Raw genomic sequence first — 15,030 nt, 5'->3', positions numbered from 1 at the left:
GTCCCATCGGCGGGGCTCCAACCGGCTCTACGGGCCCCGGACCGGCGGGGGTTCACCGAGGGCCTATACCCCGTCCCCGTCGCCGACCGGGGTCGCGATCGCGGTCTGCACCTGGACGGTGCGGCGGCGGGTGATGTAGAGGCCGCGGCCGGGCGGCAGGTTCCGGGGCTTGACGTTGCCGAACAGGTAGCCCTCGCTCGGCGGGCAGGACAGCAGCACCGCCGGGGTGTTGACCTCCTCCAGCTTGCGCATCAGGGCGTCGCTGGCGCCGCGGCCGACGCCGTTGGCACTGCGGGCCACGATCAGGTGCAGGCCCAACTCGGTGCCCTGCGCGAGGAAGTCGAACAGCGCCGCGAACGGATGCCCGGACGCCATGCTGCCCGACGATCCCGACACCAGCTCGTAGTCGTCGACCACGATGAACAGTTCGGGCCCCTGCCACCAGTCCCGCAGTTTGAGCCGGGCCGGCGCGATGTCCGCGTCGGGCACCCGGTTGGCCATCGCCCGGGCCGCGCCGTCGACGATCTGCCGCAGCACGTCCACGGCGACCGCGTGGCCCAGCCGGTACTCCTCCGGGACGGCCTCGTGCAGACCGCGCCGGTAGTCGACCAGCATGATCCGCGCCTCCTCGGGCGTGTACGAGGTGGTGACGGCCGCGGTGACCAGCTTCAGCAGGTTGGTCTTGCCCGCCTCGCTGTCGCCGACCACGACCAGGTGCGGCGACTCCTCGAAGTCGTGCCACAGCGGCGCGATGGTGGTGTCCTGGAGGCCGATCGGGATCCGCAGCCGGCCCTCGGGGGCGGGCAGCGAGGCGGCTTCCAACGAGAGCGGCAGCATCCGCACCTCGGGCGCGCGCGGACCGGTCCAGTGGTCGGCCAGCGCGTCGACCAGGTCGGCGACGCCCTCCCCGAGGTCCTCCGTGCCGCTGCCGCCGTCCATCCGGGGCAGCGCGGTGAGGAAGTGCATCTCGTCCGAGGTCAGGCCGCGGCCGGGGATCTTCGGGACCTTCCCCGCCGCCCGCATGTTGATCGCGGAGTCGACCGCGTCACCGAGCCGCAGCTCGAAGCGGGTGCCCAGCAGGTCGCGCAGCGCGCCGGAGACCTCGCCCCAGCGGGTGGTGCCGACGATCAGGTGGATGCCGTAGTTGAGGCCGCGCTGGGCGATCAGGGTCAGCGCGGGGGCGATGTCCGGGAACTCCTGGCGGATGGTGTTCCAGCCGTCGATGACCAGGAAGACGTCACCGTGCTGCTCCTCGGGCAGCTCGCCGGCCGCCCGGCGCCGCCGGAACGACGAGACGGAGTCGATGCCGAGCTCGGCGAAGCGCAGCTCGCGCCGGCCCAGGATCGCGTTGACCTCGGCGATGGTGCGTACCACCCGCTCCGGGTCGTGCCGGCCGGTGACCCCGCCGACGTGCGGCAGCCCGCGCAGCGCGGAGAGCGTGCCGCCGCCGAAGTCCAGGCAGTAGAACTGCACCTCGCTCGGGGTGTGGGTGAGGGCGAGCCCGGTCAGCAGGGTGCGGATCAGGGTGCTCTTGCCGCTCTGCGGGCCGCCGGCGATGCCCACGTGGCCGTCGGCGCCGGAGAGGTCGGCGACCAGCAGGTCGCGCACCTGCTGGAAGGGGCGGTCGACGACGCCGACCGGCACCGTCAGCGAGCCCCGGTCGGCCGCGCTCTCGGTGGTGAGGCCGAACTCGGGGTGCGGGGCCAGCGGCGGCAGCAGCTCGTCCAGGGTCGGCGGGACGCCCAGCGGCGGCAGCCACACCTGGTAGGCGGGCGGCCCGGCGTCGGTCAGCTTGGCCGCCGCGATGTCCAGCAGGGTGCGGGTCTCCTCGGGCGCCTCCGGCTGCTCCGCCTCCACGGGGAGCGCGGCCGGCCGGCGCGGCGCCACGTACTCGGTGCCGTAGGCGGCGACCTGGCCGGCCACCACCTCCTGGCGGGCCGCCCGGCGCCTGGCCCGGTACGGACCCGAGACGTACGCGGCCTTGAACCTGGTCAGGGTGGCGATGTCGCTGCGCAGGAAGCCGTTGCCGGGCTGCGAGGGCAGCTGGTAGGCGTCCGGTACGCCGAGGACGCCCCGGCTCTCCATGGCGGAGAAGGTCCGCAGGCCGATCCGGTAGGACAGGTGGGACTCCAGGGAGTGCATCCGGCCCTCGTCCAGGCGCTGCGAGGCGAGCAGCAGGTGCACGCCCAGCGAGCGGCCCAGTCGGCCGATCATGATGAAGAGGTCCATGAAGTCCCGGTGCGCGGCGAGCAGTTCGCTGAACTCGTCGACCACGACGAACAGCGTCGGCAGCGGCTCCAGGGGGGTCCCGGCGGCGCGGGCCGTCTCGTAGTCCAGCAGCGAGCTGTAGTTGCCGGCCGCCCGGAGCAGCTCCTGGCGGCGGACCAGCTCGCCGTGCAGGGCGTCCCGCATCCGGTCCACCAGCGAGGCCTCGTCGGCCAGGTTGGTGATCACCGCCGAGGTGTGCGGCAGCCGGTCCAGGCCGAGGAAGGTCGCACCGCCCTTGAAGTCCACCAGGACGAAGTTCAGCACCTCGGAGGAGTGCGTGACGGCGAGCGCCAGCACCAGGGTCCGCAGCAGCTCGGACTTGCCGGAGCCGGTGGCGCCGATCAGCATGCCGTGCGGGCCCATGCCGCCCTGCGCCGACTCCTTGATGTCCAGTTCGACGGGCGAGCCGTCGCCCGCGATACCCAGCGGCACCCGCAGCCGGTCCGCGATGCCGCGCCGGGACCAGGTCTCGACCACGTCGTGCTGGTTCAGGTCGCGGATCCCGAGCAGCATCGCGAGGTCGAAGTCGGTCTCCAGCGGCTCGCCGCTCTCGGTGGTGTCCCCGATCCGGAACGGCGCCAGGCCCACCGCCAGCCGGCGGGCGGCGGCGGCCGACAGGGCGTCGGGGCGGCCGAGGGGCGTGATGTCGTCCCGGTGGTTGCGGTCCGCGCCGACCATCGCCAGCGCGCCGTCCTCGATCCGCAGCCGCAGCCGGTACCGCAGCGGCTTCCACTCCAGGGTGTCGCCGAGGTCGAGCAGCGTGGCGTTGCGGTACCCCGCCAGCGCCGCCCGGCTGGTCGCGGCGACCTGCGGACCGTCCAGCACGATCACCGTGTACGGCTCGTCCCGGCCGGGCTGGGCGTCCTGCTCGTACGGCGGCCGGGCGCCGAACTCCTCGCCGAGCAGCTGCTCGATCTCCGCGACCGAGCCCGCCACCAGGCGCACCGGCCCCACCCCGTCGGTGTCCACCGGGTGCAGGGCGTGCGGCAGCCACTTGGTCCACTCCCACTCGGCGCGGTGCTCCGGGTCGGTGACGACGGCGATCCGCAGCTCGTCGGGGGCGTGGAAGACGGCCAGCTGGGCCAGCACCGCCCGGGCCAGTGACCGGGCCGCCGCGCGGTCGTCGGAGCGCAGCAGGATCTGCGCGTAGCCCCGGAGGTAGACCGCGATCGGCTGGTCGGCGACGGTGCCGTAGGCGTTGATGAAGCGGCGCAGCGCGTGCGCGCAGAGCGGCTCCAGGTCCTCCACCGGCTTGGTGGCCAGCGGGGCCAGCCGCACCGCGAGGCGCTGCGGACCCGTCCCGATCCGGACGTCCCCGAAGTCGGGGTGGGCGCTGCGCCGCTCCCACAGCCGGGAGGTGCGGGCCACCGCGGCCAGCACGGACGGCGCGGGGTGGCGCCAGGCCAGCGCCTCCTGCTGACGGGCGATGTGGCCGCGCACCTGGCGGCGGATCTGGGACAGGTAGCGCAGGTAGTCCCGGCGCTCGGCGCGCAGCTCCCGCTTGCGGTCGCTGGAGCCGCGGATCAGCTGGGTGACCAGCATGCCCACGGCGGAGAGCCCCATCATGCCCATCGCGATGTACATCAGGATGCCGCCGCCCTCACCCGGGCGCAGGAAGATGAACACCATCGAGAGCGAGCTCAGCGCCATCGGGGCCATGCTGATCACGCTCGCCATGCCGCTCTGCGCCTCGGGGAGGGCGGGCGGCTCCTGCAACTGGATCTCGCCGTCGGGCATCTCCGGTCCGGGGCGCCTCGGCGGACGGTTGACCAGCACCACGCTCAACGCAGGGCTCCTCGCGATGGGGGGACGGCCGGCCGGTGATCCGCGGCCCGGGACGCGTGTCGTCCGTCCAGGTGCACGGATGGCGCACCCCCGGCGGTTCACGGACCGGCCGCCCCGGCCTGCCGCACGGGCCTGCCGCCCCGGCCTGCCGCGGACGGGCCGCCCCGACCGGTTGCGGCGGCCGGTGAACCTCCCGGCCCCCGCCCGCCGTATCTCCCGGTGCGGGCGGCGCCCCGGCCCGCCAATCCCCCAGGCGGCCGGGGCGCCCACCCCGTCAGGACATCCCGCCGGGGCGCCGCGCTGCGCCGCCGCCGGCCGGGTCGGTGGAGATTGGAGAGTCTTGAACGGGACTGCCGTTGCCGGACTGTGCCGCCTGAGGTTCCGGACACCCGACACGGTGTTCGAGCTCGCGGTGCCCGTGGACGTTCCCCTGGCCGACCTGCTGCCGGCCGTACTCGGCTACGCGGGGCCCGGAGTGGACGAACAGGGCATCGAGCACGACGGCTGGATCCTCCAACGGCTCGGCGGCGCACCGCTGGACGAGGAGCTCGGCGCCGACGCGCTCGGCCTGCACGACGGGGAGGAGCTCCACCTGCGCCCGCGCCGCGAACCGCTGCCCGAGGTGCACTTCGACGACATGGCGGACGGCGTCGCCACCGGGATGCGGGCCCGCCCCGACACCTGGCGGCCCGCCCTGACCCACCACCTGGCGCTGGCCCTGGCCGTCGCCGCCCTGGCCGGCGGGCTCGCCCTGCTGCTGCTCCCCGGCCCGCAGCACACCCGGGACCTCGCCGCCGCCGTCACCGGGGTCCTGCTGCTGCTCGGCGCCCTCAGCGCCTCCCGGGCGGTGGGCGACGCCGGCGCGGGCACCGCGCTGGGGGCCATGGCCGTGCCCTACCTGGCCCTCGCCGGCGGCCTGCTGCCGACCGGCGGCGGGGCCGGGGCGACCGGCGTCCGGCTGCTGGCCGGCGGCTCCGCCGCGGCCGGCGCGGCGGTACTCGCGGTGGCCGCCGTCGGCTGCTCGGCGCCGCTCTTCCTCGGCACCGTCCTGGTGGCCCTGCACGCCGTCCTGGCCGGGGTGCTCCTGCTGAACGGCATGAGCGCCTCCGAGGCGGCCGCGGCCCTCGCCGTGCTGGCCGTCGTCATCGGCGCGTTCGTGCCCGGGATCTGCTTCCGGCTGTCCGGACTGCGGCTGCCCGCGCTGCCCCGCAACGCCGAGGAGCTCCAGGAGGGAATCGCCCCCTTCCCCAGCAGCACCGTGCTGAGCCGCAGCGACGTCGCCGACGGCTACCTGACCTCCTTCCACCTGGCGTTGGGGCTGATCCTCACGCTGTGCACCACCGAGCTGGCCGGCGTCGCCGGCTGGGCCGCACCGTCCCTGACGGCCGCCCTGTCCGTCCTGCTGCTGCTGCACGGCCGGGCCGTCGGCAGCATCCCGCAGCGGCTGGCCGTCCTGCTCCCCGGCGTCTACGGGCTGGCGCTGCTGTTCGGCGGCGCCGTCCTCGACCAGCCGACCGGCGGGCGCCTGCTGCTGCTGGCCGGACTGCTCGCCGTGGCCGCCGCCCTGGCGATCACCGCCTGGACCATCCCCGGCCGCCGGCTGCTGCCCTACTGGGGCCGGGCCGCCGACCTGCTGCACTCGGCCGCGGCGATCGCCGTGCTCCCGCTGGCACTGGCCGTGGCCGGGGTCTACCACGCGCTGCGGGCCATCGCCGGCTGACCCGGCCCTGACGCACCACCACCTTCCGCCGCCCCGAGGAGAACCACGAGATGCAGTCGAAGCGCGACCAGGTGCAGGCCCACCTGTTCGTGATGGGCAGGCTCGCCACCGGCATGCTGCGCGGTGAGCCCGACGCCCCCGACACCCCGTCCGGGCGCACCTCGCGGGGCACCGTGACCGGACTGGTCATCGCCGTCCTGGTCTGCCTCGGAGTCGCCGTGTACGGGGCGCTCGTCCCCGGCGGCGCCACCGGCTGGCGCAAGCCCGGCACCCTGGTGGTGGTCAAGGAGAGCGGCGCCCGCTACCTCTACCTGGACGGCAGCCTGCGCCCCGTCCTGAACGAGGCCAGCGCCCGGCTGCTGGCCGGCGACCAGCTGGTGGTCGACCAGGTCAGCGTGAACTCGCTGGCCGACACCCCGCGCGGCGCCCCGATCGGCATCCTCGGCGCCCCGGACGGCCTGCCCGGCCCCGACCGGCTCGCCGACGCGCCCTGGCTCGCCTGCGCCGTCAGCCGGCCCGGCCCCTCCGGCGGCCGCCGCACCGAACTCGCCCTCGCCATCGGCACCGGCGGCCGGGGCACCAGCCTCACCGAGGCGCAGGGCACCCTGGTGGCCGCCCCCGACGGCGCCGAGTACCTGCTCTGGCACGGCCGCCGGCTGCGCCTGGACAGCCGCAACGGCGCCCGTCAGGCCCTCGGCCAGAGCGCCGTCACCGCCTACCAGGTGACGGCCGCCTTCCTCAACTCGCTGCCCGCGGGCCCGGACCTGGCCGCCCCCGAGGTGGACTCCCGCGGCACCGCGGGCCCGCAGCTCACCGCCGGCCCGACCCGGTTCGGCCAGCTCTTCACCGGCCCCGGCGGCGACCCGTACCTGCTGACCCAGGCCGGACTCACCCCGCTCAGCCGGATGGCCTTCGAGCTGCTCCGCAACGACCTGCGCACCCAGAGCGCCGCCTACGGGGGAGCGGCCGTCACCCCCGCCGCCCTCAGCCCGGCCGACCTCGCCGGGCACACCGCTCCGGCCGTCCCGGCGACCCCCGCCGCAGCCGGGCTGCCCACCGCGCCGCCGGAGCTGGTGACCGTCCCCCAGGGCCGGGGCGTCTGCGCCGAGTCGAGGCTCACCGACCAGGCGCCGACCACCTCGGTCACCCTGCTCGACGCCGCCGCCGTCGCGGGCCCGCCGCCGGCCGCCCAGCCGGGCGTGGAGCCGGCCTGCGCGGGCGCCGACAGCATCGCGGTGCGGCCCGGCGGCGGCGCCCTGGTCCGGGCCCTGTCCAGCGCGGGCCTCGGCGGCACCCTCTACCTGGTCACCGACTCCGGGGTGAAGTACCCGCTCGCCTCGGCGGCCGTCGCCAAACAGCTCGGCTACGGCGGGCCCGCCCCCTCGGCCGCCCCCGAGGCCCTGCTGACCCTGCTCCCGACCGGGCCCAGCCTCGACCCGACCGCCCTGACCGCCGCCGCCCCGGCCGCGCGAGCCGCCGCCCCGGCCTGCTCGCGGTGACCCCGGGCCGGACCGGCGGCCGGTTGAACCCGCCTGCGCCGTCGTCCCGTTGAACGGATTAGTCGGGTCCTGCGACCCCTCCCGCGGCAACCGCCGCGGGCGTACCCACCGACGAAGGGAATCCGGTGACCACTCCCAACCCCGGCACTCTCCAGATCGACAACGCGACCATCAAGAACGTGCTCCAGACGGTGGAGACCCACATGGGCACCATGCGGTCCGCCGCCACCGCCGTCGAGGACATCAACAAGGAGATCCACCAGCACTTCCAGGCCGCGTGCAGCAGCGTCTACGTGCAGAAGATGAAGGAGTGGCACGACGAGTACACGCGGCTGACGCAGCAGTACGACACCTTCCACGCCGACCTGGCGGCGGGCAGCAACACGGTCTTCTCCGGCCACGACGCCGCCTACCACGTGGCCGGGGGCATGGGCGGCGGCTACTCCGCCATGGTGGAGTCCGGTCTCAACCCCACCGGCTGACCGTCCCGCCGCCGCCTCCCACCTGATCCGCACCGTCCGGCCCCGCACCGCCCCGCGCCTGCTCGCGCAGGCCTCGCGAGGCCGCACGGCGACCAATCGAAAGGACGTTTGATGACAACCCCTGCGCCCTCGGGCATCATGCTCAACCACGCCAACATCGACGACGCGGCGGACGACCTGCAGGCCGCCGGCGCGAAGATGCAGACGGAGATGGAGAGCTTCCGCGACTCGCTCCGGACGGAGCAGCTGAAGCTCAGCGGTGAACTCGCCGCCGCCGCGAAGTCCTTCGCCGACAAGCTGGACGCGCTCGACACCGTCATGAGCGGACAGATCACCGATGCGGCCAACAAGCTGCGCGAGATGCACGGCCTCCTGCGCGACGCCGACTACCGCGCCGCCGCCGCGACGGGCTGACAGGTGGGGAGCAACGAGCCGATCGGCAGCGGTCCCACCCTCAGCATGAACGAGGAGGACCTCAACACCTTCATCAAGGAGTGCCTCCAGGCCTTCCAGACGGCGTTGTTGGCCGACACCGGGTACCAGGCCGTGATGAAGTTCGAGGGCGGCCAGCTCAAGCTGCTGGCCGGATCCGCGCCCTTCCAGGCCGGGGCGGACATCCAGGCCAGGTTCGCGGCCTTCTCCAAGGCCCTCCACGAGATCCTCAAGAGCTTCGACACCCAGATGCTCGATGCCGAACTGGCGATCCACCGGGCCATCGAGATCATGAAGCGGGCTCACGAGGAGGCGCTGACGGCCGCGCAGATGATGGAAGTCCTGAACAAGGTGATGGCGGGCGGCAAGTAGCCCTCCCCTCCGGCGGCGGTGTGCGGACCCGTCCCGGCGGACCGGCCACCCGCAGGGGCGGCCGACCGGGTGCACCGGCTCCGCACCGAGACCCGCAACTCCTCCGTACACCGCCGTTTCGCACGCCTTGAGAGGGTGTCAGCATTGTCCGACTTGACGTGGGAGCAGATCGCCGCCGCGTTCGCGTCCTCCGCCTCCCAGAAGGGCGGCCTCGCCGACCGGAAGAAGATCATCGGCGCGGGTCTGCCCAGCTGGTACAAGAGCGGCAGCAACCTCAAGGTCGAGCACTACAAGCACTTCACGGGGTCGAAGGCCCCGTACACGAAGAAGGCGACGCTGACCGACAAGGGGCACGACGGAGCGCCCACGGACGTCTGGTGGGCCTGGAACTACCTGGACGCCTGGGGGGACCCGCACAGCTTCGTGGTGGGGATCTCCATCAACTACACCGACTGGGGCAACGACCCGGCCGGCGACCTCTCCAAGTTCATGCACCTCGGCGACGAGGTGTTCTACCCGATGCTGGGCGCGGCCCCGAAGTGGACCGACACGGTCAACGCCGACACCTTCACCACGGCGGCCAAGGCGATCACCGACGTGACGACGTGGCTGGGCACCTGGAAGGACGCCGTCGGGAGGTGGGCCGAGCGGACCGACGCCCCGGACAGCAGCTGGCAGGGGAGCGCGGCCGGTGAGTTCAAGGCCCTGCTGCAGTCCTTCGGCGACGAGCTCGACGCGCTGCAGTACCAGCTGGCCCGGGGCAACTTCGCCGCCGACCTGGAGACCCTGAAGACGGAGCTCACGAAGGCGATCGGGGGTATCTACAGCGCCTACTTCAACTGGTACCACAGCGACGACGCCTGGCCCACCCTGGTCACCTACAACCTCCTCACCACCGTCCTGTCCAAGGCGCGGGTCACCGTCACCATGTCGAACCAGGGGGCCCCGCCCGTGGTGAAGGTGACGAGCTCGTACGGCGACCCGCACAACCAGGACTTCTTCGACAAGATCGAGCAGGAGGCCAAGCGGCTCTGGTCCGCCCACATCGACAACACCGTCCAGTGGGGCGCACGGACCGTACTGGACCTCCTGGACGGCAAGTTCACGGCCGCGAACGCCAAGTACGAGGCCGGCCTCAGGAAGACGCCGCTGCAGCTCCCCCCGGTCGAGCCCCCCGCCGGGCCCGGCGGCGAGGACGGCCCCAAGCCGCCCCCGACCGGTGAGGGCGGCCCCAAGCCGCCGCCCACGGGCGAGAACGGCCCCAAGCCGCCGTCCCTCAGCGCGGGCGGCGGCGGGCCCAAGACCGACATCGGCGGCGGATCCGGCGGCAAGCTCCCGCCGAACCCGAACGGCGGCAGCCTCGGGGGCGGCGGCGGAGGCCTCGGCGGCGGCCCCGGCTCGGGTGCCCAGATCCTGGACAAGAACGGCAAGCCGGTCCTCGGCGCCGACAAGAAGCCGGTGCTGCTCCCGCCGGGCGGGTACATCGGCGCCGGCGGCAAGCTGTTCGACGCCAACGGCAAGCCCGTTCTGGACAAGAACGGCAAGCAGGTCACCGTGCCCGAGGGCTCTACCGTCGCGCCGGGAGCCGGCGGCGGCATCTACGGTCCCAACGCGAAGGTGCCCAAGGGCTCGACCGTCCGGGAGGACGGCACGGTGCTCGGCCCGGACGGCAAGCCCGTCCTCGACGCCTACGGCAACCCCGTGGTGCTGGAGAAGGGCGGCTCGATCGCCGCGGACGGCACCCTGCTGGACGCGGGCGGCAAGCCGATCGCCGACTCCATCCAGCGGTACCGCGACCAGCAGCACGCGCTCGACGCCATCGGCGCGGGCGGCGGCGGGACGGTCATCTCCCGTCCGCCGTCCACCGGGTCGACCTGGACCCTGGACCCCAACATCTTCGGTGGTCTCGGGGGCGGGTCCAGCGGCCTCGGAAGCGGCTCCGGCGGCTACGGGAGCTACGGGAGCTACGGGTCCGGCGATTCGGACGGCTCCGGTGGTTCGAGCACCCTGGTGCCGGGCTCCTACGGGAGCGTCTTCGGCGGCGGTGCCGGGGGCGGTGGCGGCTCCGGCCAACTGCCGCGGCTGGTCAGCTCCGGCGGCGGGATGAGCCCCAAGGGCATCGAGAACAGCAACGGCATCGCACCCACCAACAAGCTCCTCGCCGGCGGGGAGGCGGAGGCCAAGGCGGCGGCCCAGAAGGCCGAGGCCCTCGCCGCCGAGGAGGCCGCGATGCGGGGCCGCTCGGTGGCGACCAGCGGCGGCGGCACCGGCAGCGGAATGATGCCGATGGGCGGCGGCATGGGCGGCGGCATGGGCGCCCAGGGCGAGAAGGACCGTCAGCGCACCACCTGGCTGTCCGAGGACGAGGACGTCTGGGGCACCGACACCGGTGCGGTGCACGGAGTGATCGGCCGCTGAGCCGGTCCCGCGCTTTCCACAGTCGAGAAGGGTACGGACACATGGAGTTCTCGTTCGAGGAGCACCTCGCCAAGGCGATGGCGTCCCTGGAGGAGCAGCAGGCCAGGATGGCCGCGATGACCGGGGAGCTGCAGCGGTCGAGCGCCTCGGTGACCACCAAGGACCGGCTGGTCACGGCGCAGGTCGGCCCGCAGGGCCAGGTCATCGCGCTGACCTTCCACACCACCGCCTACCAGGACATGGCCCCCGCGCACCTCGCCGCGGTCCTGAAGGACGTGCTCAACGAGGCCCAGGCCCGGATGGGGGAGAAGGTCGCTGCGGCGATGCGCTCCTTCGACGGCGTGGGCGAGTCGATGCGGCTGGCCTTCACCGGCGAGCGGGAGGACGAACTGCTCGGCGGATCGGGTGGGTTGGACCTGGACGCGCTGCTCGCCCCGCTGACCGCGATGCGGCCGGGGGCCGACGGGTCCAAGCGCTCCGACAAGCAGGAGGAGTTCAATGGCTAAGCAGCTGAAGAAACTTGAGGACCTCAAGGCGGAGTTCACCAAGTTCCCGGAGATGGCGGCGCTGATCGAGAAGATCGGGCGCGAGCTCAAGGACATCGGGGCGAAGAACCTCAAGGGCGGCGGGAGCGACCAGATCGGCATGCAGTACCACAGCAAGGTCGACAAACCGACCGTGAGCCTGAACGACCTGGTCGACAGCATCAGGCTCAAGCTGCTGAGCGTCGGAGAGCACGGCCAGAACACCGCCGACAGCTTCGACGCGGCCGACGAGCACGCCGCCGACCTGGTCTGACCGCCCACCGGTAGCAGCCTCCCGCGCCTTTCCCCACCCGCACCAGCCAGCTTCGCAGTCGGAGGCTCCCCGCCATGGCCCACTCGTCGATCCAGGTCTCGCCCGGCGTCGCGACGTTCTTCCACATCCTCACCGGTATGCCGTGGCCGACGTCCGACGAGGGCCTGCTGCGGGACGTCCGGGACGAGTACGCCGCGCTCGCCGAGGACCTGCCGACCCTCCGGGGGTACATCTCCGAGCTGGTGACGAGCTGCCGGACCCAGTTCGAGGGGGAGGCCGCCGAGGCGTTCGCCAAGGAGATGGGGCGGTTCATCGGCGAGAAGGAGGAGATCGACTACCTCGCCACGGCGGGCAAACTCGCCGGAGAGCTGGGCGAGTTCGCGGGCAAGGTCGCGAACACCGTCGAGTACACCAAGTGGATGATCATCGGTCAGATCGTCCAGCTGCTGATCGAGATCGCGCTGGCCATCGCCTTCTTCCCGTTCACCTTCGGGGCCTCGATGGCCGCCGCGGAGGGGTTCAAGCAGGTGGTGAAGGTGATCATCATCAACCTGCTGAAGAAGCTCGTCCAGGTGATCCTGACGCACACCTTCTTCGGCGTGCTGGGCGGACTGGTCCTGGACTCGATCCTCCAGGGCATCCAGTTCGGCCAGGGCAACCGGCACGAGTGGGACAAGGACCTCACCAAGCAGGCCGCGATCATGGGCGCGATCAGCGGTGCCATCGCGGGCCCGCTGCACCTGCTGGGCATGGGCCTGGGCAAGCTGCTGGGCGCCGGCCTCGCCAAGATCTTCGTGACCAAGGAACTGACCACCCTGATCAAGGAGCTCGGGGCCGGCGCCGCGGGCGGTGCGGCGGGCGGTGCCGCCAAGGGCGCGGGCAAGGAGGCCGGACGCCTGGTCGCGAACAAGGCGGCGTCCGAGTTCGCCGTCAACATCAGCAAGCTCCTCAAGGAGAACGCCCAGTACCTGGCGAAGGGCTTCGGGGCCGGCGGCAAGGTGGCCGCCGCGGCCGGGGAGCGGTTCACCACGAACCTCGGGAGGATCTTCGAGAAGGGCCTCGGCAAGGAGCTCGGCGCCGCGACCGCCAAGGAGCTCGGGGAGCGGTTCGGCAAGACCTTCGTGGAGAACGGCGCCAGGTCGGCCGCGGGCCGCACGGCGCTCGGCACCGCCCTGCGCGAGATCGCCGAGGGCGGTGCCCACGCGCCGTCCGCGGGCCTGCGGGCGCTGGCCGAGAAGCTGCCCGAACTCGCGGGCCGGATCGACCGGATGAACACCATGTTCGTCCTGGGGCACGTCCTGGGCGAGCAGATCAAGATGGGGACCAACCAGTACCTCACCGAGGGCTTCTTCAACAAGATCTACTACGGCGAGTGGTCGGCCAGCGGGATGAGCTTCCTGGGCGGCTTCATGATGGGCGGCGCCCGCCACATGATCCTGGGGCTGGCCTCGCCGCTGACCACGAAGTACGTGGACTTCGTCCGGGGGCTCGACAGCGCCCAGATCAACGCCACGAACGGCAAGTACTACGGCGCGCTGCACCCGCTGAACCTGCTGTCGGCGATGAGCAACATCGCGGGGCACCCCGCGCCCTTCCCGGTGCCCCGGCCCGGCGGGCACGACCAGATCCCCGGCAGTGTGCACCTCCACAGCGGCGACGCCGCGGGCTCCACCGCCTCGCTCACCCCGCCGCCGGCCTCCCACCGGACCGAGGGCGGGGCGAACGCCTCCGGCTCGGACCACAAGAGCGGTGGCGGCTCCTCGTCCTCCTCCGGCGGCCCGGCGAAGCCGGAGGCCCCGAAGCACGGCGTCGTGACGGAGTCCGGCGGCGACAGGTCCGGTGGCAGCGACCGGTCGGGCGGCGACAAGTCCGGCGGGGGCGACAAGTCCGGCTCCGTCCCGAAGGACGGTTCGGGCGGTCAGAAGACCCCCGAGCCCGCCACCAAGCGCGGCACCGAGTCCTCGGGTGACGGCGGACCCGAGGCCCGGCGGATCACGGGCGGCGACAATCGCCTCGGCAACTCGACCGCGACCTCCGGGGCCACTGTGCCGTCCGGCTCCACCGGCGGGAACGGCGCCGGGCACGGCGGCGGTTCGAAGCCGCACCCGGAGCCCAACGCCGGTCCCGGTCCGGACCAGGGTCCCGGCCCGAAGGGCGGTCAGCAGCCAAGGGACGGTGGTGGTGGTACGCCGCCGCTGACCGAGAGCGGCCCGGGTGGTCCGGGCGGGCGCCGGGACGGGGGCGCGAACGGCTCCGACCTCAGGCCCGACCCCCCTCGGCCGGACCAGGGTCCCGGCCCGAAGGGCGGTCAGCCGCCGAAGGACGGTGGTGGTGGTACGCCGCCGCTGACCGAGGGCGGCCCGGGTGGTCCGGGCGGGCGCCGGGACGGGGGCGCGAACGGCTCCGACCTCAGGCCCGACCTCAGGCCCGACCCCCCTCGGCCGGACCAGGGCCCCGGCCCGAAGGGCGGCGGCGGTGGCGGCGGCCCGTTGCCGCGGACCGAGGGCGGCCCGGGCGCACAGCGGGACGGCGGCCCGAACGGCTCAGACGTCAAGCCCCCCTCCAATCGGCCGGAGCCGAAGCCCGAGCCGAAGCCCGAGCCCGCGCCTGCCCCGAAGCCCGGCCAGAAGTCCGACCCCGCGCCGAACCCGTCCGAGAAGAGCGATTCGGCCGCCTCCGGCAACCTCCGGAACCAGGTCGAGGAAGCCCTGTCGCCGGGAGCGTTGGTCCTGCAGCGGCAGGAGCAGCTGCGGGCCGCAGGCGGCCCGACGGCGGACACGCCTGCCCCGGTGAAGCCCGAGAACGCGGGGAAGGCTCCGAAGGACGGGTCGAACATCGTCACGCTGACGGATGTCGCGCGCAGGGGTGACACGGGTTCCGAGAAGGCTGCTGCGAAGCCGGAGCCGTTCCCGGGTAAGGGTCGTGATCTGGGTGGGTCGGGTGATGCGGCGCGTTCGGATACGGCGAAGCTGGTTCTGGAGCGGCAGGAGCAGAAGCGGGCGGCGGGTGAGCCGACGGCGGATACGCCTGCTCCGGTGAAGCCGGAGAACGCGGGGAAGGCCCCGAAGAAGGATTCGAACATCGTCACGCTGACGGATGTCGAGGGCCGGGGTGATGCGGCTCCGAAGCCGGAGCCGTTCCCGGGTAAGGGTCGTGGCCTGGGTGGGTCGGGTGATGCGGCGCGTTCGGATACGGCGAAGCTGGTTCTGGAGCGGCAGGAGCAGAAGCGGGCGGCGGGTGAGCCGACGGCGGATCG

The 15,030-nt window shown here is 73.3% G+C and carries 9 protein-coding genes and 1 pseudogene; 9 read left to right on the top strand and 1 reads right to left on the bottom strand.

Features of this window, described 5'->3' with window-relative positions:
• Nucleotides 1-63 precede the first annotated feature (63 nt).
• Complete coding sequence (gene eccCa, locus ACIGZJ_RS15460) at nt 64-4,053, bottom strand: type VII secretion protein EccCa (RefSeq protein WP_396457682.1); 3,990 nt, start codon at nt 4,051-4,053, stop codon at nt 64-66.
• A 340-nt stretch (nt 4,054-4,393) separates the two neighbouring features.
• Here eccCa and eccD point away from each other — a divergent pair, with 340 nt between their 5' ends.
• The 9 genes and pseudogenes from eccD to ACIGZJ_RS15415 form a co-directional block, all read left to right on the top strand.
• Nucleotides 4,394-5,773 carry a type VII secretion integral membrane protein EccD gene (gene eccD / locus ACIGZJ_RS15455; RefSeq protein ID WP_396457681.1) on the top strand — a complete coding sequence of 460 codons (1,380 nt, stop codon included), beginning with the start codon at nt 4,394-4,396 and terminating at the stop codon, nt 5,771-5,773.
• 50 nt (nt 5,774-5,823) lie between these two features.
• Nucleotides 5,824-7,272, top strand: coding sequence for a type VII secretion protein EccB (gene eccB / locus ACIGZJ_RS15450; protein ID WP_396457680.1), 1,449 nt, complete (start codon nt 5,824-5,826; stop codon nt 7,270-7,272).
• Nucleotides 7,273-7,397: 125 nt separating this feature from the next.
• Nucleotides 7,398-7,754 carry a hypothetical protein gene (locus tag ACIGZJ_RS15445; protein WP_396457679.1) on the top strand — a complete coding sequence of 119 codons (357 nt, stop codon included), beginning with the start codon at nt 7,398-7,400 and terminating at the stop codon, nt 7,752-7,754.
• Between the two features lie 111 nt (nt 7,755-7,865).
• Entirely contained in the window at nt 7,866-8,168 is a 303-nt protein-coding gene (locus ACIGZJ_RS15440; RefSeq protein ID WP_396457678.1) for a hypothetical protein, read from the top strand.
• 45 nt (nt 8,169-8,213) lie between these two features.
• Nucleotides 8,214-8,558, top strand: a complete 345-nt coding sequence (locus tag ACIGZJ_RS15435; RefSeq protein WP_392934236.1) for a hypothetical protein — start codon at nt 8,214-8,216, stop codon at nt 8,556-8,558.
• 144 nt (nt 8,559-8,702) lie between these two features.
• Nucleotides 8,703-10,976 carry a hypothetical protein gene (locus ACIGZJ_RS15430; RefSeq protein ID WP_396457677.1) on the top strand — a complete coding sequence of 758 codons (2,274 nt, stop codon included), beginning with the start codon at nt 8,703-8,705 and terminating at the stop codon, nt 10,974-10,976.
• 41 nt (nt 10,977-11,017) lie between these two features.
• Entirely contained in the window at nt 11,018-11,482 is a 465-nt protein-coding gene (locus ACIGZJ_RS15425; RefSeq protein WP_396457676.1) for a YbaB/EbfC family nucleoid-associated protein, read from the top strand.
• Nucleotides 11,475-11,774 carry a hypothetical protein gene (locus ACIGZJ_RS15420; protein WP_396457675.1) on the top strand — a complete coding sequence of 100 codons (300 nt, stop codon included), beginning with the start codon at nt 11,475-11,477 and terminating at the stop codon, nt 11,772-11,774. Before ACIGZJ_RS15425 ends, ACIGZJ_RS15420 begins: the two co-directional genes overlap by 8 nt.
• 74 nt (nt 11,775-11,848) lie before the next feature.
• Nucleotides 11,849-15,030: pseudogene (locus ACIGZJ_RS15415) on the top strand (hypothetical protein); the annotation flags it as partial.

The organism is Kitasatospora sp. NPDC052868 (assembly GCF_044547105.1).
Taxonomy (GTDB): Bacteria; Actinomycetota; Actinomycetes; order Streptomycetales; family Streptomycetaceae; genus Kitasatospora.
Note: the sequence above shows the minus strand (reverse complement) of the source record. Positions and strands in the feature narration are given on the sequence as shown.

Excerpts from the sequence above, each read along its gene's own strand:
- ACIGZJ_RS15425 (WP_396457676.1), top strand. The coding sequence starts at position 11,018 with ATGGAGTTCTCGTTCGAGGAGCACCTCGCCAAGGCGATGGCGTCCCTG.
- ACIGZJ_RS15435 (WP_392934236.1), top strand. The coding sequence starts at position 8,214 with ATGAACGAGGAGGACCTCAACACCTTCATCAAGGAGTGCCTCCAGGCC.
- eccB (WP_396457680.1), top strand. The coding sequence starts at position 5,824 with ATGCAGTCGAAGCGCGACCAGGTGCAGGCCCACCTGTTCGTGATGGGC.
- ACIGZJ_RS15440 (WP_396457678.1), top strand. The coding sequence starts at position 7,866 with ATGACAACCCCTGCGCCCTCGGGCATCATGCTCAACCACGCCAACATC.
- ACIGZJ_RS15420 (WP_396457675.1), top strand. The coding sequence starts at position 11,475 with ATGGCTAAGCAGCTGAAGAAACTTGAGGACCTCAAGGCGGAGTTCACC.